24 protein-coding genes are annotated in these 22,706 nt (G+C 63.9%); 13 read left to right on the forward strand and 11 right to left on the reverse strand.

Going from position 1 to position 22,706, the window contains the following annotated elements; genetic code table 11:
- The first annotated feature begins 34 nt into the window (after positions 1 to 34).
- Positions 35 to 775, forward strand: a complete 741-nt coding sequence (locus ACVW1C_RS25635) for an acetoacetate decarboxylase (RefSeq protein WP_456760777.1) — start codon at positions 35 to 37, stop codon at positions 773 to 775.
- A 66-nt stretch (positions 776 to 841) separates the two neighbouring features.
- Here ACVW1C_RS25635 and ACVW1C_RS25640 read toward each other — a convergent pair whose 3' ends face one another.
- The 6 genes from ACVW1C_RS25640 to ACVW1C_RS25665 all read right to left on the reverse strand — a co-directional run bounded on the left by ACVW1C_RS25640 (position 842) and on the right by ACVW1C_RS25665 (position 5,785).
- Positions 842 to 2,284 (reverse strand): homospermidine synthase, encoded by a 1,443-nt coding sequence (locus ACVW1C_RS25640; protein ID WP_456760778.1) that lies wholly within the window; start codon positions 2,282 to 2,284, stop codon positions 842 to 844.
- A gap of 40 nt (positions 2,285 to 2,324) precedes the next feature.
- Complete coding sequence (locus tag ACVW1C_RS25645; protein WP_456760779.1) at positions 2,325 to 2,714, reverse strand: RidA family protein; 390 nt, start codon at positions 2,712 to 2,714, stop codon at positions 2,325 to 2,327.
- Positions 2,715 to 2,806: 92 nt separating this feature from the next.
- Positions 2,807 to 2,974: a hypothetical protein gene (locus tag ACVW1C_RS25650; RefSeq protein ID WP_456760780.1), complete on the reverse strand. Its 168-nt coding sequence runs from the start codon at positions 2,972 to 2,974 to the stop codon at positions 2,807 to 2,809.
- Positions 2,975 to 2,984: 10 nt separating this feature from the next.
- Positions 2,985 to 3,590 (reverse strand): GNAT family N-acetyltransferase, encoded by a 606-nt coding sequence (locus tag ACVW1C_RS25655; protein WP_456760781.1) that lies wholly within the window; start codon positions 3,588 to 3,590, stop codon positions 2,985 to 2,987.
- Between the two features lie 129 nt (positions 3,591 to 3,719).
- Positions 3,720 to 4,862, reverse strand: coding sequence for a type III PLP-dependent enzyme (locus ACVW1C_RS25660; protein WP_456760782.1), 1,143 nt, complete (start codon positions 4,860 to 4,862; stop codon positions 3,720 to 3,722).
- 662 nt (positions 4,863 to 5,524) lie between these two features.
- The gene (locus ACVW1C_RS25665; RefSeq protein WP_456760783.1) at positions 5,525 to 5,785 is read right to left on the reverse strand and encodes a hypothetical protein; all 261 of its coding nucleotides are present in this window, start codon (positions 5,783 to 5,785) and stop codon (positions 5,525 to 5,527) included.
- A 129-nt stretch (positions 5,786 to 5,914) separates the two neighbouring features.
- Here ACVW1C_RS25665 and ACVW1C_RS25670 point away from each other — a divergent pair, with 129 nt between their 5' ends.
- Genes ACVW1C_RS25670 through ACVW1C_RS25680 form a run of 3 tightly spaced genes read left to right on the forward strand, consistent with a single transcriptional unit; the run spans position 5,915 to position 9,755 of the window.
- On the forward strand, positions 5,915 to 7,990 hold the full coding sequence (locus tag ACVW1C_RS25670; protein ID WP_456760784.1) for a M3 family metallopeptidase: 2,076 nt from the start codon (positions 5,915 to 5,917) through the stop codon (positions 7,988 to 7,990).
- An 11-nt stretch (positions 7,991 to 8,001) separates the two neighbouring features.
- Positions 8,002 to 8,637 carry a DUF1007 family protein gene (locus ACVW1C_RS25675; RefSeq protein WP_456763172.1) on the forward strand — a complete coding sequence of 212 codons (636 nt, stop codon included), beginning with the start codon at positions 8,002 to 8,004 and terminating at the stop codon, positions 8,635 to 8,637.
- Positions 8,634 to 9,755 carry a nickel/cobalt transporter gene (locus ACVW1C_RS25680; RefSeq protein WP_456760785.1) on the forward strand — a complete coding sequence of 374 codons (1,122 nt, stop codon included), beginning with the start codon at positions 8,634 to 8,636 and terminating at the stop codon, positions 9,753 to 9,755. The genes ACVW1C_RS25675 and ACVW1C_RS25680 overlap by 4 nt, the downstream gene beginning before the upstream one ends.
- 156 nt (positions 9,756 to 9,911) lie before the next feature.
- Here ACVW1C_RS25680 and ACVW1C_RS25685 read toward each other — a convergent pair whose 3' ends face one another.
- Positions 9,912 to 10,310 carry an MAPEG family protein gene (locus ACVW1C_RS25685; protein WP_456760786.1) on the reverse strand — a complete coding sequence of 133 codons (399 nt, stop codon included), beginning with the start codon at positions 10,308 to 10,310 and terminating at the stop codon, positions 9,912 to 9,914.
- A 115-nt stretch (positions 10,311 to 10,425) separates the two neighbouring features.
- Here ACVW1C_RS25685 and hemH point away from each other — a divergent pair, with 115 nt between their 5' ends.
- From hemH to ACVW1C_RS25700, 3 genes are all read left to right on the forward strand, one after another.
- Positions 10,426 to 11,463, forward strand: a complete 1,038-nt coding sequence (gene hemH, locus ACVW1C_RS25690; protein ID WP_456760787.1) for a ferrochelatase — start codon at positions 10,426 to 10,428, stop codon at positions 11,461 to 11,463.
- 238 nt (positions 11,464 to 11,701) lie between these two features.
- Positions 11,702 to 12,703, forward strand: a complete 1,002-nt coding sequence (locus tag ACVW1C_RS25695) for an SPFH domain-containing protein (RefSeq protein ID WP_420968769.1) — start codon at positions 11,702 to 11,704, stop codon at positions 12,701 to 12,703.
- Positions 12,704 to 12,883: 180 nt separating this feature from the next.
- A complete protein-coding gene (locus tag ACVW1C_RS25700; protein ID WP_456760788.1) occupies positions 12,884 to 13,330 on the forward strand; it encodes an NfeD family protein in 447 nt (148 codons plus the stop codon).
- A gap of 63 nt (positions 13,331 to 13,393) precedes the next feature.
- Here ACVW1C_RS25700 and ACVW1C_RS25705 read toward each other — a convergent pair whose 3' ends face one another.
- Together ACVW1C_RS25705 and ACVW1C_RS25710 are read right to left on the reverse strand one after the other, a co-directional pair.
- The gene (locus ACVW1C_RS25705) at positions 13,394 to 14,557 is read right to left on the reverse strand and encodes an IS4 family transposase (RefSeq protein WP_456757919.1); all 1,164 of its coding nucleotides are present in this window, start codon (positions 14,555 to 14,557) and stop codon (positions 13,394 to 13,396) included.
- Between the two features lie 253 nt (positions 14,558 to 14,810).
- Positions 14,811 to 15,137: a winged helix-turn-helix transcriptional regulator gene (locus ACVW1C_RS25710; protein WP_456760789.1), complete on the reverse strand. Its 327-nt coding sequence runs from the start codon at positions 15,135 to 15,137 to the stop codon at positions 14,811 to 14,813.
- An 89-nt stretch (positions 15,138 to 15,226) separates the two neighbouring features.
- Between ACVW1C_RS25710 and ACVW1C_RS25715 the strand changes: the two genes are divergently transcribed.
- Positions 15,227 to 15,766 (forward strand): carboxymuconolactone decarboxylase family protein, encoded by a 540-nt coding sequence (locus ACVW1C_RS25715; RefSeq protein ID WP_456760790.1) that lies wholly within the window; start codon positions 15,227 to 15,229, stop codon positions 15,764 to 15,766.
- 100 nt (positions 15,767 to 15,866) lie between these two features.
- On the opposite strand, the gene ACVW1C_RS25720 is transcribed toward ACVW1C_RS25715, so the two are convergent.
- Complete coding sequence (locus ACVW1C_RS25720) at positions 15,867 to 16,877, reverse strand: KpsF/GutQ family sugar-phosphate isomerase (protein WP_456760791.1); 1,011 nt, start codon at positions 16,875 to 16,877, stop codon at positions 15,867 to 15,869.
- A 147-nt stretch (positions 16,878 to 17,024) separates the two neighbouring features.
- Here ACVW1C_RS25720 and ACVW1C_RS25725 point away from each other — a divergent pair, with 147 nt between their 5' ends.
- The 5 genes from ACVW1C_RS25725 (at position 17,025) to ACVW1C_RS25745 (ending at position 20,943) form a co-directional block, all read left to right on the forward strand.
- The gene (locus tag ACVW1C_RS25725; protein WP_456760792.1) at positions 17,025 to 18,812 is read left to right on the forward strand and encodes an outer membrane beta-barrel protein; all 1,788 of its coding nucleotides are present in this window, start codon (positions 17,025 to 17,027) and stop codon (positions 18,810 to 18,812) included.
- 187 nt (positions 18,813 to 18,999) lie between these two features.
- Positions 19,000 to 19,314 (forward strand): MarR family transcriptional regulator, encoded by a 315-nt coding sequence (locus tag ACVW1C_RS25730; RefSeq protein ID WP_456760793.1) that lies wholly within the window; start codon positions 19,000 to 19,002, stop codon positions 19,312 to 19,314.
- Positions 19,311 to 19,520, forward strand: a complete 210-nt coding sequence (locus ACVW1C_RS25735; RefSeq protein WP_456760794.1) for a hypothetical protein — start codon at positions 19,311 to 19,313, stop codon at positions 19,518 to 19,520. Before ACVW1C_RS25730 ends, ACVW1C_RS25735 begins: the two co-directional genes overlap by 4 nt.
- A 211-nt stretch (positions 19,521 to 19,731) precedes the next feature.
- Positions 19,732 to 19,905, forward strand: a complete 174-nt coding sequence (locus ACVW1C_RS25740) for a helix-turn-helix domain-containing protein (protein WP_456760795.1) — start codon at positions 19,732 to 19,734, stop codon at positions 19,903 to 19,905.
- Between the two features lie 3 nt (positions 19,906 to 19,908).
- Positions 19,909 to 20,943: a CHAT domain-containing protein gene (locus tag ACVW1C_RS25745; RefSeq protein ID WP_456760796.1), complete on the forward strand. Its 1,035-nt coding sequence runs from the start codon at positions 19,909 to 19,911 to the stop codon at positions 20,941 to 20,943.
- 236 nt (positions 20,944 to 21,179) lie between these two features.
- Here the strand turns inward: ACVW1C_RS25745 and ACVW1C_RS25750 are convergent, their stop codons facing one another.
- Positions 21,180 to 22,637, reverse strand: coding sequence for a glutamate synthase subunit beta (locus ACVW1C_RS25750; protein ID WP_456760797.1), 1,458 nt, complete (start codon positions 22,635 to 22,637; stop codon positions 21,180 to 21,182).
- Positions 22,638 to 22,706: the final 69 nt, after the last annotated feature.

Below are 22,706 nucleotides of genomic sequence, written 5' to 3' on the forward strand. Positions count from 1 at the left end.
TCTGTCGTCTTGCCAACGACAGATGGGGCCCTTCATGAAGATCGAGGATATCAGGCGCACCGCCTATTCGATGCCGCTCACCAACCCGTCGTTTCCGCCGGGGCCGTATCGGTTCTTCGACCGCGAATATTTCATCATCACCTACAAGACCGACCCCGAAGCGCTGGCGGCCGTGGTGCCGGAGCCGCTTGAGGTCGCCGAGCCCGTGGTGAAGTACGAATTCATCCGCATGCCGGACTCGACCGGCTTCGGCGACTACACCGAAACCGGCCAGGTGATCCCGGTCCGCTTCAAGGGCGAGCTCGGGGCCTATACCCACGCGATGTATCTCGACGACGAGGCTCCGATCGCCGGCGGCCGCGAGCTGTGGGGATTTCCGAAGAAGCTGGCGCGGCCCAAGATCGCGGTCGAGAGCGACGTGCTGGTCGGCTCGCTGCATTACGGCTCGGTGCTCTGCGCCTCCGCCACCATGGGCTACAAGTACCACAAGGTCGATCACGACACGGTCTTGAACGCGATGAAGGCGCCGAACTTCATTCTGAAAATCATCCCGCATGTCGACGGCAGCCCGCGGATCTGCGAGCTGGTGCGCTTCCATCTCGACGACATCGTGCTGAAGGAGGCCTGGACCGGCCCCGCCGCGCTCGGCCTGTTTCCGCACGCGCTGTGCGACGTCGCGCGCCTGCCGGTGCGCGAGGTGGTCTCGGCGTTGCATTACAAGGCGGATCTGACGCTCGGCCTCGGCTCGGTCGCGTTCGACTACATGGCGAAGTGAGCGGCGCCAGACAGAAAAATGCCCGGCGTGAGCCGGGCATTTTCGTTCTCAACGTACGCTGTGTGGTCAGCGCACCAGGATGTTCTTGAACTGCCAGGGATCGCTGGTGTCGATATCCTCCGGGAACAGTCCCGGACGATCCGTCAGCGGAGTCCAGTCGGTGTAGAAACCCTTCACCGGGCCGAGATACGGCAACTGGATTTCCAGCAGACGATCGAAATCCATCTCGTCGGCTTCGACGATGCCTTCGTTCGGATTCTCCAGTGCCCACACCATGCCGCCGAGCACCGCGGAGGTCACCTGCAGGCCGGTCGCGTTCTGATAGGGCGCGAGTCTGCGGGTCTCCTCGATGGAGAGCTGCGAGCCGTACCAATAGGCATTGTTGTCGTGGCCGAACAGCAGCACGCCGAGCTCGTCGATGCCGTCGACGATTTCGTTCTCATCGAGGATGTGGTGCTTCTCCTGCATCTTCGCTGCGCGGCCGAACATTTCATGCAGCGACAGCACGGCATCGTCGGCCGGATGATAGGCATAGTGGCAGGTCGGCCGATAGATCGCCTTCCCCGACGCGTCACGCACCGTGAAGTAATCGGCGATCGAGATCGACTCGTTGTGGGTGACGAGGAAGCCATACTGCGCGCCGCGGGTCGGGCACCAGGTGCGCACCCGCGTGTTGGCGCCCGGCTGCATCAGATAGATCGCCGCGCCGCAGCCGGCTTCGTGGGTGCGCGCATTCGCGGGCATCCATTTTTCATGGGTGCCCCAACCGAGTTCCGACGGCTGCACGCCTTCGGACAGGAAACCTTCCACCGACCAGGTGTTGACGAAGACATCAGGCTCCTTCGGCGACTTGGAGCGCTGGGTGTCGCGTTCGGCGATGTGGATGCCCTTGATACCAGCCTGCCGCATCAAGTCCGCCCATTCGGCCCTGGTCTTCGGCCTCGGGGCATTGAGCTTCAGATCGGCGGCGACATTGAGCAGCGCCTGCTTGACGAAAAACGAGACCATGCCGGGATTGGCGCCGCAGCAGGAAACGGCCGTGGTCGAGCCCGCGGGGCGCGCCTTCTTGGCGGCCAGCGTCACTTCGCGCAGGGCGTAGTTGGAGCGCGCTTCCGGGCCCTTTGACGAATCGAAGTAGAAGCCGAGCCAGGGCTCGTTGACGGTGTCGATGTAGAGAGCGCCAAGCTCGTTGCAGAGCTCCATGATGTCGGTCGAGCCGGTATCGACCGAGAGATTGACGCAAAAGCCCTGGCCGCCGCCTTCGGTGAGCAGCGGGGTCAGCAGGTCGCGGTAATTGTCCTTGGTCACGGCCCGCTGGATGAACTTGACGTTCTGCTTCTCGCAATGCGCCCTGCGGCCCTCGTCCTTGGGATCGATCACGGTGATGCGCGACTTGTCGTAATCGAGATGCCGCTCGATCATCGGCAACGTGCCTTTGCCGATCGAGCCGAAGCCGATCATGACAATGGGACCGGTGATTTTCGCGTAGATCTGCGAGGAGGGGCTCATCATTTTCTCCAGGAGAGCGCCGAGCGGCGGGTAGAGTGGATCAGGGGTTGCGTCGCTTTGCGGTAACTTCGATCTCGACCTTCATCTCGGGCTTGTAGAGCCCCGCGACGATCAGCATCGTTGCGGCCGGGCGGATGTCGCCGAGAACCTCGCCGCAGACCGCGAAATGGGCATCCACGTCACTGATGTCAGTGAGGTAGTAGGTCGCGCGGACGATGTCGGCCATCGCAAAGCCTCCCTCTTTCAGGGCAGCCTCGATGGTCTTGAAGCAGTTCCGTGACTGGCTCGTGACATCATCAGGCATGGTCATGGTGGTGTAGTCGTAGCCGGTGGTTCCGGCGACGAAAGCGAAGTCGCCGTCGATCACGGCGCGGCTGTAGCCCGCGGTCCTCTCGAACGGCGAGCCGGTGGAAATCAGGCGGCGGGGCATGCTGGACCTCGACGGGAAAAGGTTCTGCGCGGGGGTTTACGGGCATTTTTGCCGCCCGCGCAACCCCTTGGATTCTAGCCTGAGAGCCGGCGCTAGCGGGACTGCTGCGTGCTGTCCGGCGGCGACGGCGGCGTGCCGGTCCAGCGCCGGATCAGGATGTCCCGGACGATCATAACCGAGATCAGGACCAGCATGACCGTGGTGACGAGGCCGCGCCAACGCGGGCGCGCGCCATCGATTGCGGGAAGGTTCTCTGCCATGGCGCCCGCCTTACGCCGCGCGCGGCACGGCGAGCGGTGCCTTCCGGTTGCGGGTTGCCTTGCTCTTGGGCAGCGGTGCGCCGGTCGGCGTGATCATCCCCCAGGCGCCGTCGAGCGCGCCCTCGACCAGCTCGAGGCCGAGCAGCCGGTCGTGCTCGAATGCGCCGGGCAGCGACAATTCGCCGGTCCTGGCGGCGGTGAAGCCATAGCGGGCGTAGTAGGGCGCATCGCCAAGCAGGATCACCGCGCCGTGGCCGCGGGCCCTCGCTACGGCCAGCGCGCGCTGCATCAGCGCGGCGCCGACGCCGAGGCCGCGGTAGTCGTCGTCGACCGCCAGCGGCCCCAGCATCAGCGCGCTGCGGACCCCCGCGCTGACGTGCCACAACCGCACGGTTCCAACCAGCCGGCCGTCCTGGCGCACGGCCGCAAGGCTCAGGCCTTGGGCGGGCGCGCGTCCGTCGCGCAGGCGCTGGCAAGTGCGGGCATGGCGGTTCTCGCCAAAGCAGGCATCCAGCAGCGCTTCGCGCGCGACGACGTCCGAAGTGCGCTCCGCCCGGATCGCGAACGGGGCGGCTTTTCGGATGAGGGCAACGGGGGTGTTCCGTTTTGCAGTCATGGCACGTCAGTCCCCGCTTGCAACGGCATGTCGCACGCCGCGCAAGCGTCGTTCAGAAAAATCAAAAATGATCGGGAAGGAGCCGGCGGGGCCGGCTCCCGGTTTATCAGGCCTCGAAAAGGAGGCGGCTTAGATGTGGTAGGTCTTCAGCGGCGGAATGCCGTTGAACGCCACCGACGAGTAGGTCGACGTATAGGCGCCGGTGCCTTCGATCAGCAGCTTGTCGCCGATCTCGAGCGTCACCGGGAGCGGATACGGCAGCTTCTCGTACAGCACGTCGGCAGAGTCGCAGGTCGGGCCCGCGAGCACGCACGGCGTCATGTCCGCCCCGTCATGCGGCGTGCGGATGGCGTAGCGGATCGACTCGTCCATCGTCTCGGCGAGACCGCCGAACTTGCCGATGTCGAGATAGACCCAGCGAACCTCGTCCTCATCGCTCTTCTTCGAGATCAGAACGACTTCGGTCTCGATGATGCCCGCATTGCCGACCATGCCGCGGCCCGGCTCGATGATCGTCTCCGGGATCTGGTTGCCGAAATGCTTGCGCAGCGCACGGAAGATCGACCGGCCATACTGCAGGACCGGCGGAACGTCCTTGAGATATTTGGTCGGGAAACCACCGCCCATGTTGACCATGGTGAGGTTGATCCCGCGCTCGGCGCAGTCACGGAACACGGTCGAGGCCATCGCGAGCGCGCGGTCCCACGCCTTCACCTTGCGCTGCTGCGAGCCGACATGGAACGAGATGCCGCACGGCTCCAGCCCCAGCCGCTTGGCGAGGTCGAGCACGTCGACCGCCATCTCCGGATCGCAGCCGAACTTGCGCGACAGCGGCCACTCGGCGCCGGCGCAATCATAGAGGATGCGGCAGAACACCTTCGCGCCGGGAGCGGCGCGGGAGATCTTCTCGACCTCGGCGGCGCAGTCGACAGCGAACAGGCGAATGCCGAGCGCGAAGGCACGCGCGATGTCGCGCTCCTTCTTGATCGTGTTGCCATAGGAGATGCGGTCAGGCGTTGCGCCGGCGGCCAGCGCCATCTCGATTTCCGCAACGGTCGCGGTGTCGAAGCAGGAGCCGAGCGAGGCGAGCAGCGCCAGCACTTCGGGCGCCGGGTTGGCCTTCACCGCGTAGAACACGCGGCTGTCCGGCAGCACCTTCGCGAAGGTCTGGTAATTGTCGCGCACGACTTCGAGGTCGACGACGAGGCACGGCTCGGTGTCGAGACCATCCTGGCGGCGGCTGCGCAGGAATTCCTGAATACGTTCAGTCATGGCACTCTCCAGCGGCCCCAGCGACGGGATCCGCATCAACATGACGTCTAGTCAGAGTGCTCCGGCCACATCGCGCGATGGAGGCGCAACGAAGCCAAAAGACTCAAACCAGACTGTGCTGCCGTGGATTGGTTGGGAGAGTTTCCCGCCCGCTCACCTGGCAATGAAGGACAAGCCTTTTCAGTAGCCCGCGCCGGCGTTGGACTGCCGGTAGAGACCAAAAAAGCCCGATCCGTCGTTGCTTTAAGTCGCGTCCCCCGTGGAGAGCGGGGTGCGCCGGTTCGCCTCCGGCTGCCAGTCACGGTTGCAAAGAGTGGCGAGACCTTCAACAAGGCATCTCTGGAGAGAGATGCTGGCCGCCTCGTGTCCTGACGGACGTAAGCGACCCTCGGTTCTTCCACCCCTTGGCGGCTGTCCGGCCTCTTGTCCGGATACCTACCGACTGACACACGACCACAGGCACGTGCGAAATTGGGCAAGGCAGGAAATAAGTCTTTTGAATTCGCTTCGCAAGAATTTTTTTGCGATAGCGGCAAATTTCCCTAACGCGTGCTTGCGATGGCGCGCGCAGCAGGCGTTGAAGATGAACGGCTGTTAAGAATGACTAACGAAGCGTGTGCGTTTAAGCCCTGTGCCGCAGCGCTTTCTTGAATCGCTTCAGCTCACGCGCGACGCGTGAAAGGCTCGATGCGTTGAGCTGCGCGGATGAAGGCGATCATGATCAGGACGCCGATGCCGAACAGCACGGCCTGCAGGATGTGCGCGCCGAGATCACCGAGCCCGAGCGCGATCGCGAGCGCCCAGCCGCCGGCGAAGGCCGCGCCGAACACTTCGGCGCCGATCAGGATCGCCGCCGAAATCACGGTGATGACGCTCGGCCAGAGGATCCGGCTGGTGCCTGCGGTGGAGGGCTGCATGGTCATGGAATAGGTCCTGTTCAGGGGGCGCAATCTCTCCGAAAAGTGCCCATGTATCAAGCGCAAAAGGCCCAAAATGCCGTAACGCGTGATATAGATTGGGCCGCATTTTCAAGGCGGAAAACGGGATATTCGATGTCAGAAACCAGCGCAGACGCTCACGCCAACCCCCTCCTGAAGGCATGGCAGACGCCGCTCGAGACGCCGCCCTTCGCCGAGATCAAGCCGGAGCATTTCCTCCCTGCCTTCGAGCAGGCCTTCGCCGACCATTCGGCCGAAGTGGCTGCGATTACCCATGATCCGGCGCTGCCGGACTTCGACAACACCATCACGGCGCTGGAGCGCTCCGGCAAGCTGCTGTCGAAGGTCTCGGCGGTGTTCTACGACCTGGTCTCGGCCCATTCGAGCCCTGCGATCCTGGAGATCGACAAGGAGGTGTCGCCCCGAATGGCGCGGCACTGGAATCCGATCATGATGAACGCTGTGCTGTTTGGCCGCATCGCCATGCTGCACGAGAAGCGCGCCTCGCTCGGCCTGACCGGCGAACAGATGCGGCTGCTGGAGCGCACCTACACCCGCTTCCGCCGCTCCGGCGCCGGGCTCGACGACGCCGCCAAGGCCCGCATGGCCGCGATCAACGAGCGCCTCGCCCAGCTCGGCACCGCGTTCAGCCACCATCTGCTCGGCGACGAGCAGGAGTGGTTCATGGAGCTCGGCGAGGGCGACCGCGCCGGCCTCTCCGACACATATGTGGCGGCCGCCAAGGCTGCGGCGGAAGAGCGCGGCAAGCCCGGCAAGGCGATCGTGACGCTGTCACGCTCCTCGGTCGAGCCGTTCCTGCAGAGTTCGTCGCGGCGCGACCTGCGCGAGAAGGTCTACAAGGCCTTCACGGCCCGCGGCGACAATGGCAACGCCAACGACAACAACGCGACCATCGTGGAGATCCTCTCGCTCCGCGAGGAGACCGCGAAGATCCTGGGCTTCCCGACCTACGCCGCCTACCGCCTCGAGGATTCCATGGCCAAGACGCCGGAGGCGGTGCGCGGCCTGCTAGAGCGGGTCTGGAAGCCGGCGCGGGCGCGGGCACTCGCCGACCGCGATGCGCTGCAGGCGCTGATCGCCGAAGAAGGCGGCAATTTCACCCTGGCGGCCTGGGACTGGCGCTATTACGCCGAGAAGCTGCGCCAGCGCCGCGCCAATTTCGACGATTCCGCGATCAAGCCCTATTTGGTGCTCGACCACATGATCGAGGCCGCCTTCGACTGTGCCACCCGCCTGTTCGGCGTCACCTTCGCCGAGCGCAAGGACGTGCCGGTCTGGCACCCGGACGTGCGGGTGTGGGAGGTCAAGGGCCGCGACGGCCGGCACAAGGCGCTGTTCTATGGCGACTACTTCGCGCGGCCCTCCAAGCGCTCGGGCGCCTGGATGACCTCGCTGCGCGACCAGCAGAAGCTCGACGGCGACGTCGCGCCGCTGGTCATCAATGTCTGCAACTTTGCCAAGGGCGCCGACGGCGCGCCGTCGCTGCTGTCGCCGGACGACGCGCGGACCCTGTTCCACGAGTTCGGCCATGGCCTGCACGGCATGCTCTCCGACGTGACCTATCCCTCGCTGTCGGGGACATCTGTTTTCACCGACTTCGTCGAGCTGCCCTCGCAGCTCTACGAGCACTGGCAGGAGCGGCCCGAGGTGCTGCAGCGCTTCGCCCGCCACTACCAGACCGGGGAGGCGCTGCCGGACGACCTGCTCAAGCGCTTCCTCGCCGCGCGCAAGTTCAACCAGGGCTTTGCCACCGTGGAGTTCGTCTCCTCGGCGCTGGTCGATCTTGAATTCCACACCCAGCCGGCGGCGGCGAGCCGCGACGTCCGCGCCTTCGAGCAGAAGGAGCTGGAGAAGATCGGCATGCCCGCCGAAATCTCGCTGCGGCACCGACCGACCCAGTTCGGCCACATCTTCTCGGGCGACCACTATGCGTCCGGCTATTACAGCTACATGTGGTCGGAGGTGATGGACGCCGACGCCTTCGGCGCCTTCGAGGAGGCCGGCGATATCTTCGATCCGGCGACCGCCAAGCGTCTGCATGACGACATCTACTCGTCGGGCGGCTCGCGCGATCCGGAGGAGGCCTATGTCGCCTTCCGCGGCCGCGAGCCGGAGCCGGACGCGCTCTTGCGCCGTCGCGGCCTGCTCGAGACGCCTGAGGCGGCCTGAAGGTGCCGTCTCTGAACCGCCTGATCGCCGGGCTCGTGCTCGCGGTGTCCGTCGTGCTCGGCACGGCGGCCGCCGAGGCCCATCCGCATGTCTGGATCGTGGCCAAAAGCGAGCTGATCTACGCGCCTGACGGCACCATCACCGCCGTCCGCCACGCCTGGACCTTCGACGACATGTTCTCGACCTATGCGCTGCAGGGCATCGAGACCAAGGTGAAGGGCGCGTACAGCCGCGAGGAGCTGGCGCCGCTGGCGCAGACCAACGTCGAGTCGCTGAAGGAATACGCCTACTTCACCTTCGCCAAGGGCGACGGCAAGAAGCAGAAGTTCACCGAGCCGGTCGACTACTTTCTCGAATACAAGGATTCGGCGCTGACGCTGCATTTCACGCTGCCGGTGAAGACGCCGTTCAAGGCCAGGCAGCTCTCGCTCGAAGTGTTCGACCCGACCTACTTCATCGACTTCCAGTTCGCGGAGAAGGAGCCGGTCAAGCTGGTCGGGGCCGCTGTAGACTGCAAGATGCAGTTCGAGCGGCCGAACGATGGCACCGCCGCCGCGCAGAAGCTCGGCGAGCAGAACTTCCTCGACGGAAGTGCCGGCAATTTCGCGATGATGTTCGCCAACAAGATCACGGTGGAGTGCCCATGACGCCGATCGCCTCCCGCGTGATGCGCGGCCTTGCCGTGTCCACTGCCGTGCTGGCGGCATTCGCGGTGCTGGATGGCGCGGTTCACGCGCTGCTGGCGCAGAATCCGTTCGGCGTGCCGCGTGCGGCGGAGCCGCAGGGCGGGATCGTCGGCTGGCTCTTGGCAAAACAGTCGGAATTCTACCGCGAGATCTCGGCGACCATCCGCGCCGCGAAATCCGACGGCTCGGCGGTCTGGACCCTGCTCGCGATCTCGTTTGCCTACGGGATCTTCCATGCCGCCGGCCCGGGCCACGGAAAGGCGGTGATCTCGTCCTACATGGTCGCCAATCGCGAGACCGCGCGGCGCGGCATCGTGCTGTCGTTCGCCTCGGCGCTGATGCAGTCGCTGGTCGCGGTTCTGATCGTCGGCGTCTGCGCCTGGCTGCTCAACGCGACCGCGAAGACCATGTGCGGGGCGGAGAAGGCGATCGAGATCGCAAGCTACGCGCTGATCGCGGCGTTCGGCGCCCGGCTGGTCTGGGTCAAGGGTGGCGGCTTCCTCCGCGCGCTCCAGCTGCCGCGGCCGGCGCTGGCGCTGGCCGGTGCGCATCAGCACGATCACGACCACCATGATCACGATCACCACGTTCACGGCCATCAGCACCATCATCGTCATGCGCATGACGATCATGGCCATCATCATGATCACGGCCACGATCACGGGCATGACGCGCAGCACGTCCATGACGAGCATTGCGGCCATTCGCACGGCCCGACGCCGGCCGAGCTCGCCGGTCCCGGCGGCTGGCGGCGCGGCTTTGGTGCGATCCTCACGGTCGGGATCCGGCCGTGTTCGGGCGCGATCCTGGTGCTGGTGTTCGCGCTGGCGCAGGGCCTGTTCTGGGGCGGCATTGCCGCGACCTTCGTGATGGGGCTCGGCACCGCCATCACGGTGGCGGCGATCGCGCTCGTCGCGGTGTCGGCGCGCGGCGTGGCCGAGCGATTGAGCGCGGCGCGCGACGGGGGCGGCATGGTGATCATGCGCGGCCTGGAGTTTGCTGCCGCGGGTCTGGTGCTGCTGTTCGGGCTCGGGCTGCTGTTCGGCTATGTCGCGGCCGAACGGGCGACGTGCCTTTGACGCTCTTCGTCTGGCGAATCCCAATGGACCGTCATCCTGAGGCGCGAGCGCAGCGAGCCTCGAAGGATCGACGGCCACCAGCGGGGCCGTGCATCCTTCGAGACGCCCGCAAGCGCGGGCTCCTCAGGATGACGGGATAACTGGGCTGCGACGTGCCTAGCTCGTCAGATATCCCCTTATCGCCGGCAGGAAGAAGATCGCGATGTTGATCGCAAAGCCGATGCTCCAGAGGATCGAGCGCAGCGTCGGGCGGTTGCCGATATAGGTGAAGACGTAGGCGATCCGCACGATCAGGAACAGCACCGCGAGCTCGTCGATCAGCCGCAGCGGCCCGACGCGGAATTCGGCGAGCAGCACGGCGAAGGCGAAGAACGGGAAGGCCTCGATGCCGTTCTGGTGGGCGCCGAGCGCGCGCGAGCGGATCGGATCGTCGTAGAAATCGGGATCGCGCGGTTTCGAATTGTCAAAACCGCTTATGCCGGCCCATTTCACCGTTACGATCGTCAGCAGCGAGAGCAGCAGCGTCCCGAAGACGCACCATTCGGCGATCGTCATGGTTCCTCCCCATTCACGGACCGGAACGTAGCCAACCCGCACTCGGCTTGACAAGGTTGGAGCAACGCGCGAAGCCCAAAGCCCCCAAGCGAAGGACTTTAGGCGCAACGCCATCATGAGCACGGTGATCCCCTTCGAGAGTGCGAAGCCAGCCGCGGCGCCGAAGCCGGAACGCGTCGGCGTGCTGCTGGTCAATCTGGGCACGCCGGATACGGCGGATGCCGCGGGCGTGCGGGTCTATCTGAGGGAATTCCTGTCCGATCCGCGGGTGATCGAGGATCAGGGCCTGCTCTGGAAGCTGATCCTCAACGGCATCATCCTGCGCGTCCGTCCGGCCCGCAAGGCGCGCGATTATCTGAAGATCTGGAACACCGAGAAGAACGAATCGCCGCTGAAGACCATCACGCGCTCGCAGGCCGGCAAGCTGGCGGAGGCGATCGCCGATCACGATCACGTCGTTGTCGACTGGGCGATGCGCTATGGCAACCCGTCGATCAAGCAGCGCATCGAGGCTCTGGCGGCGCAAGGCTGCAGCCGGCTGCTGCTGGTGCCGCTCTATCCGCAATATTCCGCGGCGACGTCGGCGACCGTCTGCGACGAGGCGTTTCGCGTGCTGGCCGGCATGCGCGCGCAGCCGATCCTGCGGGTGACGCCGCCTTACTACGACGACCCTGACTACATCGAGGCGCTCGCGGTCTCGATCAACGACCATCTCGCGACGCTGCCGTTCCAGCCCGAGATCATCCTCGCGTCGTTCCACGGCATGCCGAAGGAATATGTCGACAAGGGCGATCCCTATCAGGCGCAGTGCATTGCCACGACCAACGCGCTGCGCAAGCGGCTCGGGCTCGATGCCGGCAGGCTGATCCTCACCTTCCAGTCGCGCTTCGGCAATGCCGAGTGGCTGCAGCCCTATACCGACAAGACGGTTGAGAAGCTGGCCAAGGACGGCGTGCGGCGAATTGCCGTGGTCACGCCCGGCTTCTCCGCCGACTGCCTGGAGACGCTGGAGGAGATCGCGCAGGAGAATGCCGAGATCTTCCGGCACAATGGCGGCGAGCAATTCGCAGCCATCCCCTGCCTCAACGACAGCGACAGCGGCATGGACGTGATCCGCCAGCTCGTGCTGCGCGAGCTTCAAGGCTGGATCTAGCAAGGCTTGATCCAGGCGGGCTGGATCTGATTGTTAACGATCGGTGACAGCGGACACCGCGGTTCGTTCAGCCTTGCTGCATCTCGTGTTCGCTTGCGTGCATCTGGCAGTCCGACAACCGCTTCCTATGTGCTAGAGAGAACAACAGCCGGCTGAACCGGCGCAGCGGTCCTGCCGACCAATGCACGACCGTGCCTGGCGACGGTGTCGCGGGTCTCGCGGTGCCTTGGAGGACTTTATGACTGGCTTCGACATTTTCGCGATCGCGCTTGTTCTTCTCGTCATCGTCACGCTGTTCGCCGGGATCAAGACCGTCCCGCAGGGCTATGACTGGACCATCGAGCGGTTCGGCAAATACACCCGTACGCTGTCGCCGGGCCTCAATCTGATCGTGCCGTATTTCGATCGCATCGGGCGCAAGATGAACATGATGGAGCAGGTGATCAACATCCCCGAACAGGAGGTGATCACCAAGGACAACGCCACTGTGACGGTGGACGGCGTCGCGTTCTTCCAGGTGTTCGATGCCGCGAAGGCGAGCTACGAGGTCGCCAATCTCAACCAGGCGATCATCGTGCTGACCATGACCAACATCCGCTCGGTGATGGGCTCGATGGATCTCGACCAGGTGCTGTCGCATCGCGACGAGATCAATGAGCGGTTGCTGCGCGTGGTCGACGCCGCGGTCTCGCCGTGGGGCCTCAAGGTCAACCGAATCGAGATCAAGGACATCGTGCCGCCGGCCGACCTCGTCGAGGCGATGGGCCGGCAGATGAAGGCCGAGCGCGTCAAGCGCGCCGACATCCTGCAGGCCGAGGGCCAGCGGCAGTCCGAGATCCTGCGCGCCGAGGGCGCCAAGCAGGGCCAGATCCTGCAGGCCGAAGGCCGCAAGGAGGCTGCGTTCCGCGACGCCGAGGCGCGCGAGCGCTCCGCCGAGGCCGAGGCGAGAGCCACCCAGATGGTCAGCGATGCGATCGCCAAGGGCGACGTCGCCGCGCTGAACTATTTCATCGCCGACAAGTACATCAAGGCGTTCGGGCAATTGGCCGATTCGCCGAACCAGAAAGTGCTGATGCTGCCGATCGAGGCGACCAGCATCCTCGGCTCGCTCGCCGGCATCGGCGAGATCGCCAAGGCCACCTTCGGCGAGAGTGCCGCATCCGCCGCGGCCGCCGCGCGGCGCGGCTCGGTGCCCCCGGCCGGTCCGACGCCGCCACCGCCGGTGCCGCCGCAGCGGTAAGGGCGTGACAATGATTGCTTCGGCGCGCTCCGTTCACCTCTCCCCTTGCGGGAGAGGTCGGATTGCATCGCTAGATGCAATCCCGGTGAGGGGTCTCTCTCCGCGGAGAGACTGTTACCCCTCACTCCAACCCCTCTCCCACAAGGGGAGAGGGGCTTTAGACTGTTGAAAGGTCACGTCATGGCCGAGATGTTTTCGACATTGGGTACCTGGAACTGGCTGATCTTCGGCTTCATCCTGATGGCGCTGGAGCTCGCGGCGCCAGGTGTCTTCCTGTTCTGGCTCGGGCTCGCGGCGCTGCTGGTCGGCCTGCTGTCGTTCGCCTTCACACCGTCCTGGCAGATGCAGCTCCTGATGTTCGCGGTGTTCGCCGCGCTGGCGGTGCCGGTGTGGCGGCATTTTGCCCGGGGCGCGACCGAGGCGAGCAAGACCAATCCATTCCTCAACCGCCGCAACGAAGCCCTGGTCGGCCGCGAATTCACGCTGGAGAAGCCGATCGTCGACGGGGCAGGCACGGTGCGGATCGACGACACGGTCTGGCGCGTCGCCGGCCCCGATGCGCCCGCCGGCAGCCGGGTCAAGGTGGTCCGCGCCGACGGCGCGAGCCTGACGGTGGCCGCGGTCTAGCTTCGTCGGTTGACGCTCTTGTTTGTCACCTCTCCCCGCTTGCGCAGGGCTGTCCGGGGAAGTTCAACCATAGCAGAGTTCCATCTGGTCGAGGGACGTTGTGGATTTGCGACGGCCAGGGTTGATTGGCGGAGGCTTTTCGATGCTGGCGAAGGCTCGCCGGGTGAACAGGAACTGGCTGACGAGTTCGGCGAGCCTGAGCGGCAGCATTTTGATGCAGTGGGACCGCGCGGCAATGCGCAACAGTAGGTAGGCAATCATCGCAGCAAGGACTTGCAGGCGGATTGCATTGTCATTGGTGCCGAGGAACTTGCGAATGTCGAGGTGTTGCTTGATCCAGCGGAACAGCAGTTCGATCTGCCACCGGCTCTTGTAGAGGGCGGCGATCTCGACAGCCGTTCGGGTCGTGTCGTTGGTGAGAAGCGTGATCACGCCGCCGTTCTCCCGCCTGACCTTGATGCGCCGCAGCGGTATCGGCAAACGCGAGTCGCCCTTACTGGTGAGCTTCACCTCGTCGTCGACGATGATCTTGAAGCCGTCCCCCTTGCTGTTGCGGATGGTGCGATGCCTGACCGCGCGTAGCCGGATGCTCGTCTTCGGCCGGGTCACGAAGAAAGCCTTGCTGTCATTGATCTTATGCCACCAGTCGAAACGGCAATATCCCTTGTCGAACACATAGGTTGTGCCGGCCTGGATCGGAGTCTGGCGACCGATCTCGATATCGTTGACGTTGGCAGCCGTCACCTCGACGCACTTCGGGATATCGCCCTTGGGATCGTAGACCACGTGCAGCTTCATGCCGCGGATGCGGCCGTTCCACGCCGCCCAGGTGCAAACTTTGCCAAGCGGGATCGGACTGGCATCGATCAGGCGCACCATCTCCGTGCCTTCGCCCCGCAACTGCCGGCTTGCCATCGCCGACAATCGTGCAAAGGTTTGCGCAAAAATGCTGGACGGGCGGCGGCTGTTGGCATCCGACAGTGTCGAGCGGGACAACCTGCCGGTGCCCAGGTGATAGTGATGCTGAGGATTGGCGTTGAAGCCGGTCACCACGGCGCGCAGGCTGTTGTTCCCGCTCAACTGCGCATAGATCAGCGCTACCAGGTGATCCCAGCTCTTGAACGACTTGTCATAGGCATCCCCGTCCAGACGATCCACAGCCGCCTGAAACTGCCGCCGATTGATCGGTTCAAGCAGCCTACTAAAAATGCTATCGCGAAATCGCATGCTCGGCCTTCTGTGTCTCGACAACCAGAAAAGACCGATTTGCCTCGGTTTCGCCGAGCATGCACCGCGACACAGTGAATCATTCCCCGGACAGCCCTGCCGCTTGCGGGGAGAGGTCGGATTGCGCAGCAATCCGGGTGAGGGGGTACAGGTCTCAATTATCGGCTCGCTCGCGGAGGGACCCCCTCACCCCAACCCTCTAAGAGCGAGCTTCGCTCGTCTCGACCCCGTAAGAACGGGGAGAGGGAGACGATCAGATCTTGCTCCAGCGCTCGGCGAAGCGACTGAGCGGGGTGAAAGTTTGGAACAGCTCCCGGCCGAGCGCGGTGAGGCTGTAGCCATCCTCCGTCAGCTCGACGAAGCCGGCCTCGCGCAGCTCGGTCAACCGCGTCTGCAGGATCGTCGGTGACGCCTCGTCGCAGGCGGTGCGCAGCGCGCGCGAGGTCAGTGCGCCCTCGCGCAGCTCCCAGACGATGCGCAACGTCCAGCGCCGCCCCAAGAGATCGAGCAGCGCCATGATCGGGCGGCCGGTCCGTGAGCCGCGGACGCCGGATTTCGTGGCTGGAACCTGCTTCGCCATGTCGCGAACCCCTCTTGAATCTCGCTTGCGTCGGTCGCTACAAATATTGTAGCGTATCGCTACAGTAAATGTAGCAACGGGATCAGCCCATGTCACGCATCGCGCCGCTCGATCCGCCCTATGCGGCGGATGTTCAACAGCATTTCGACCGCATCATGCGCGGCAAGCCGCCGCTGGTGCTGTTCCGCATGATGGCGGGGCACCCGCGCGCCTGGGAGAAGTTTCGCGGCGGCAGCCTGCTGGACCGCGGGCCGCTGCCGTTGCGGGACCGCGAGATCGTGATCGACCGCACCTGCGCGCTCAATGCATGCGAATATGAATGGGGCGTGCACGTCACGGCGTTCGGCGCTGCTGCCGGGCTGTCGGAGCAGCAGATCCACGCCACCGTGCGTGGTGCGGCCGATGCCGGCTGCTGGTCGCCGGCCGAACAGGCGATGATCGCCGCGGTCGACGCGCTGCATGCGCGCGCGACGCTGAGCGACACCGAATTCGCGGCGCTGTCGGCGCATTATGATGACGATCAGGTGCTGGAGATCATCCTGCTGTGCGGCTTCTACCGCACGGTCTCCTACCTCGCCAACGCGCTGGCGCTGCCGCTGGAAGTGACCGCGGCGCGGTTTCCGAGCTAACCGCCGTCATTGCGAGGAGCGAAGCGAAGCAATCCATGCCTCCGCGAGCGGAGAGATGGATTGCTTCGCTTCGCTCGCAATGACGGGAAGAAGCGTGGCCCTAAGCCACGCCCGCGCGCAGCAGATCGTGCAGATGGATGATGCCGACCGGCTTCTTCGCATCGGTCACGATCAGCGTCGTGATCTTCGAGGCGTTGAGCAGCTCCAGCGCTTCGCCGGCCAGCGTGTCGCGGCTGATCGTCTTCGGGGTCCTGGTCATGACCTCGTCGACCGACAGCGTCAAAAGCTCGGGGCGCGTCAGCTGCCGGCGCAGATCGCCGTCGGTGACGATGCCGACCAGATGGCCGTGGCGGTCGACGATGCCGACGCAGCCAAAACCCTTCGAGGTCATCTCGACCAGCGCGTCCGACATCTTGGTCCCGAGTGGCTTCAGCGGCAGCGCGTCGCCGCTGTGCATCAGGTCGCGGGCATATTTCAGGAGCGCGCCGAGCTTGCCTCCCGGATGCAGCACGCTGAAATCGGTCGAGGTGAAGCCGCGGCCTTCGAGCAGCGCGATCGCCAGCGCATCGCCGAGCGCCAGCATCATCAGCGAGGACGTGGTCGGCGCCAGATTATGCGGGCAGGCCTCGCGGGCCTTGGGCATGGTGAGCTGCACGTCGGCCGCCTTGCTCAGCGTCGAGTCCTTGTCGGCGGTCATCGCAATCAGCGGGATGCCGAAGCGCGCGGCATAGGCGATCAGGTTGCGCATCTCCGGCTGCTCGCCGGACCATGACAGCGCCAGGATCGCGTCGTCGGCGGTGATCATGCCGAGGTCGCCGTGGCTGGCTTCGGCGGTATGCACGAAGAACGCCGGCGTGCCGGTCGAGGCGAAGGTCGCGGCGATCTTGCGGCCGATATGGCCCGACTTGCCGAGCCCGGTGACGATCAGCCGCCCCTTGGCCTTGCGGATCAGCTCGGCCGCCGCCGTGAACGCCGCGCCGAGGTCGGACTTGAGTGCCGCAGAGAGCGCTGCGACGCCGCTTGCTTCGGCATCGAGGGTGCGGAGCGCCGACTGAACGGCGCCGTCATCGGGGCCGGATGATTTGGTCATCAGCGGTTTCGGTTTGGCCATTTCGGATTCCAGGGGGAGGGTTTTGCACCCGGGCGTCTCCCTTAGCACGTTCGATTCCGCGATGCGACGCGCGGCGGCGGATCCTCAACGGCTCATTAACCATAATTGTTTTAACTCCATTAACGACGTTTTTCGCCGCCCGGCGGGATGCGTACGTCAAGTGCATGGATTCGTTGGGGTATTTCCATCGTGTGGCGGCGGCCAGCAAGCGGCCCAAATCGGCGCGGATGCTGCATTCGCGTGGTTTTGCCATGCCTTTTGCTGGCTCCTGCGCTGACCGCGACGACCGGGCTCGCCAACGCCCAGACCGTGACGCCGGATCTGTTCAGCCCGAACCGGCAGAGCCAGGTCATCACCCAGGATTCGCCGCTGCGCCGGACCACCGCCGATGCCATGGATCCGCTCAACGGCTTGAGGCTGCCCGACGCCGATCCCGGCCGGCGTGCCTCCTCGTCGACAGCAACCTCGGACCGTGTCGGACAGGTCCCGACCTACGGACTCCCCGCGGCGAACGGCGCGGCGACGTCAGGCTACGACTCGCTCAACCGGAAGCGGCTGAAGTCGAAATATTATCCGGGCCAAGCCAAGCCGAAGCCGCCGCCGGGACCCGGCTCGCCGGTGCCCACGCCGCCACCGCTGACCGCGGCCGGGCAGTTGCGGCTGTCGATCCCGCCGTCGGAGACCGCCAGCAAGCCGCCGCTGCCGCCGGCGATGGCCGGCACCATCGTCGGCCAGCCGCCGCGCAGGCGGCTCAAGATCGACGACGATCCGTTCGGCGCGGTCGGCGACTACGCCGGCTCGTTCATGGTCAAGACCGCGGTCGAGGTGATGGCCGGCTACGATACCAACCCCGGCCGGCTCTACTCGCCGCAGGGCCGGGCATTCTACATGGTCGCGCCGGAATTCCTCGCAGTGTCGGACTGGGAGCGCCACGCGGTCGTCGCCGATCTGCGCGGCTCGTTCACCGGCTACGGCTCCGAGCTCACGCCGATCGACGGCACGCCGCTGTCGGCGCCGCTCGACGTCGACCGTCCGAATTTCACCGGCCATATCGACGGCCGTCTCGATGTGTCGAGGGACACGCATCTCTTGGCGCAGGCCCGCATGCTGGTCTCGACCGACAATCCCGGCAGCCCGAACGTGCAGGCCGGCCTCGCCAAATATCCGATCTACTCTACGGTCGGCGGCACCTTCGGCATCGACCAGAATTTCAACCGCATGCAGGTCTCGCTTGGCGCCACCGTCGACCGCACCGATTACCAGTGGTCGAAGCTGACCGACGGCACCTCGTCGTCGAACGACGACCGCAACTTCACGCAATATGGCGGCATCGGCCGCGTCAGCTATGAGCTCAACCCGGCGGTAAAGCCCTTCATCGAGGTGCAGGGCGACAGTCGTGTCCACGATCTCTATCTCGACCGCGCCGGCTATGCACGCGATTCATCGGGCGGTTACGCCAAGGTCGGCACCTCGTTCGAGTTCACGCGCATGCTGTTCGGCGAGATCTCGATCGGTTACGCGATGCGTGATTACGCCGACACCCGGCTCAACCGGCTCGAAGGGTTGCTGACCACGGCCTCGCTGACCTGGACCGCGACGCCGCTGACCACGGCCAAATTCTATTCCGACACCCAGCTCGGCGAGACCACGCTGCCCGGCACCTCCGGCGTGCTGTCGCGCACCTACACCGTCGAGGTCGACCACGACTTCCGCCGCTGGCTGACCGCGATCGGCAAGTTCACCTACGGCACGCTCGAGTACCAGGGCGACAATCGCAACGACACCGTCTACTCGGTGTCCGCCGACCTGATCTACAAGATGACCCGCAGCCTCTGGATCAAGGGCACGGTCCGCCGCGACTGGCTGGATTCGAACCTGGCCGGACAGAGCTCGGCATCGACGGTCGTGATGCTGGGCGTGCGGGTGCAGAACTAGTTTTGTCACTTATGCAAGTGAGAGACTAAGTCCACGACATCTCGCTGTAAAATACGCAATAATTTTCAATTGGATGGTCTGATTATCCACAGATTGGCACTTAGTTTACACGTCGTCTGAATAATCTGAAGCCTTGAACCCGTGATATGGTGGCCTATTTAGGTATAGCTTATTCGATGAAATTTAGATGGACATGAATGAGTCTTTGCTTCGCGCAATATTTGCTACCGTTGCGCGAAGCACTTTCTCGCCCAAGGATGTTTATCGGATCATCACGCCGTATGGGGGAAGCAACAAGCAGGTTACCGCCTACAATTTGCGTGACGGCAAAACACCACAGGTCGAGATCGCAAGGAAAGCGAAGCTTGATAACGGGACCTTGAGCGGCGCGATGGCAAAATGGGTCGAAGCAGGCATCGTTGTGCGCATCGGAGAAGAGCAACTGCCGTTGCATATCTATCCACTTTCGGCAGAAACCCTGAAACAAGAGAAAGAGCGATGATGACCGACGAAATTGGCGAGAAGCTTGATGTGCTGATCAGGCTTCAGGCTGCCGCGCTTACAGTCAGCATGGAATCATCAAAAGAGAAGATTGTGTTTTTGTCGGCGGCTGGCTTGAGGCCTACGTTGATTGCCGAGATTGTTGGAACAACTGCAAATCATGTGAACGTGACGCTGTCGACCGCTCGCAGGGCCAAGAAGAAATAGTGTTATGAAGATGGGAGGTAGTGGTGGACGAGGTTGACTTAAAAGTTCTGGTTCAAGAGACGCAGTGGGTGCGTAAGCTGCTCATGTTCAAGTGCTGGCAGCGGGGTACAAGCAAAAGCACATTGCGGCGGCCCTTGGTGTGAGCGAAGCAACGGTCAGTCGCATGATGCCGAAAGGGCTTCCAGCGGTGCGAGGCAACACGGAGAGCTAAATGACGGAGGAGCAAGCTAGCCAGATTCTCAAAGAACTAGAAATGCTGCGCAAGCTTCGCATCTTGGAGCTTATGGACAAGGGGTATTCGCAATCTCAACTTGCGCAGGTGCTGGGCGTAAGTCAGCCGACGATCAGCCGAATGGTACCTAAGATTCCGCTTAAGAAGGGCTGATAAATGGTTGCAAGAACATCTATCGTAAATCTGTCGGGTGACCATGAGGAGACGGTCGAACGCTTGGCAAAGCACCTAGGCACCGACAAATTACGACGGAAGTTATTCGACGCTGTCTACGGTCGCGGTAGTCTTCCACGATCTAAGAAACAGATTATGGAAATGGCAGGTATTCCGCCTGCGGCCGCTCAGCAGGCACAGAATCAGATCGATCACCTGGCGAAACACCACCTCATCGTGCGTCAAGACAACGACGGCCTTGTAAAGGATGGCAGCCGCTATCTCTATCGCAAGGATGAAAGCGTGCGGGCTGTGCGGAAGGAGATCGTTCGATATGCCGATGATCGCGGATCGCGGGAGAGGCTTCCCACCAAGCGAAGGCCCGTTGTCACAGCTATCGCGTCAGTTCGTAGCATACGACGTCAAGTTCTAAGAAAAAAGAAGCGTCTAAGCGTTCTCTATCTAACTGCTGATCCCAACAAAGCTCACTCGCTTCGCGTCGACGCTGAGGTGCGTAAGGTGAAGGAAGCGATTCGAGCATCCGAGTACCGCGATAATGTGATCGTCGAGTATTCACCCGCCGCGGGCCTCAAGACGCTATTGAACGGGCTCAATGATTTTCGGCCTCAGATCATACATTTCTCGGGACACGGGAGCGCAGGTGGAATAGCCATGGACAACGGGAGGGTCGGAGCAAAAGCTGACGAGAGCATTTCATTTTCGCTTCTTGCTAAAGCCCTTGCGGCAACCGACAACCCACCTCAGATCGTTGTACTAAATTCATGCGATAGCTCGGGCGCGCGTAGAGCATTGCTGAAATTGGGATTGATTGTGGTTTCCATGAGAACCTCGATCTCTGACCTCGCCGCGATTACATTCGCTCCTCGCTTTTATGCTGCAATTGCCAGCGGTCAGTCGATCAGATCGGCGTTTTCGCAGGGAGCGGTTGCAGTTGAGGCTGCTTCAATTACCGAGGCAGATACACCTCAACTCTTCCACCCGAAGGACATCAATCCGGGAAAGGTGATTCTAGCCTGACGCTCGCATTGGGCGCTGACGACGAGTGTCGGCACCTCAATCTGGCTAGCATAGCGATCAGGGAACTCGTTACCGCCGTCCCCCGCGGCCGGAGCACTTCACCTGCGCAGGCGGGGCATCCAGTACGCCGCGGCCTGTCCGTTCAAGCTCTGACGTCTCTGGAATACTGGATCGCCCGCTTTCGCGGGCGATGACAGTCGAGTTTGGAGATGCAGTCCGGCTTGACGGCCGAGCGACTACCCCGGCAGGTCGGTCTTGCCCATCAGGAAGCTGTCGATCGAGCGCGCGCACTGGCGGCCTTCGCGGATTGCCCAGACCACGAGCGACTGGCCGCGGCGCATGTCGCCGGCGGAGAAGATCTTCGCGCGCGAGGTTTGATAGTCCTGCAGGGAAGCGCGGACGTTGCCGCGCTGGTCGAGCTCGACGCCCAGCGTCTTGAGCAGGCCCTCGTGCACCGGATGGACGAAGCCCATCGCCAGCAGCACCAACTCGGCGTCGAGCGTGAACTCGGTGCCGGGCAGCGGCTTGAACTTGTCGTCGACCCTGACGCAATGCAGCCTGGTGACCTTGCCGTCCTTGCCCTCGAACTTCGTGGTCAGCACGGCGTATTCGCGCACCGCGCCTTCGGCCTGGCTCGACGAGGTCCGCATCTTCAGCGGCCAGTTCGGCCAGGTCACGCCCTTGTTCTCGTGCTCGGGCGGCGCCGGCATGATCTCGAGCTGGGTCACGGACTTCGCGCCTTGCCGGAACGAGGTGCCGATGCAGTCCGATCCGGTGTCGCCGCCGCCGATCACGACGACATGCTTGCCGCCGGCCAGGATGTCGGCGGCGCCGTTCAGCGGCTCGCCGGAGACGCGGCGGTTCTGCTGCGGAAGGAAGTCCATCGCGAAGTGGATGCCGGCGAGTTCACGGCCCGGGATCGGCAGGTCGCGCGAGGCTTCCGCGCCGCCGGTCAGCGCCACCGCGTCATACTGCTTGGCGAGCTCCTGCGGGTCGATCGCGCCGGGCGTCGAGCCGCCCACCGCCTTGCCGTAGTGGAAGGTGACGCCCTCGGCTTCCATCTGCGCCACGCGGCGGTCGATGATGTTCTTCTCCATCTTGAAGTCGGGAATGCCATAGCGCAGCAGGCCGCCGGCCTTGGCGAACTTCTCGTAGACATGCACCTCGTGGCCGGCGCGCGCGAGCTGCTGCGCGGCGGCGAGGCCAGCGGGGCCTGAGCCGATCACGGCGACCTTCTTGCCGGTCTTCTGCGCTGCGATCTCCGGCTTCACCCAGCCATTGTCCCAGGCGCGGTCGACGATCGCGCATTCGATGGTCTTGATGGTGACCGGGTTGTCGTCGATGTTGAGCGTGCAGGACGCCTCGCATGGCGCCGGGCAGATCCGGCCGGTGAACTCGGGGAAATTGTTGGTCGAGTGCAGGTTGCGCGAGGCCTCTTCCCAGTTGCCCTGATAGACGAGGTCGTTGAAATCGGGGATCTGGTTGTTGACCGGGCAGCCCGGCGTGCCCGGCGCGGTCGAGCCGGTGCCGTGGCAATACGGGATGCCGCAGTTCATGCAGCGCGCCGCCTGGTCGCGCGTGTCCTTCTCGCTCAGCGGAATGACGAACTCGTTGAAGTTCTTGAGCCGCTCGGCGACCGGCTCGTACTTGCGGTCATGCCGCTCGATCTCGAGAAAACCTGTGATCTTACCCATTGAAACCCGATGCCCCTGCATCTCAGTTGTCCGTCATTCCGGGCTGCGCCGCGAGGCGCAGACCCGGAG

The sequence above is a fragment of the Bradyrhizobium sp. USDA 4011 genome (assembly GCF_054063415.1).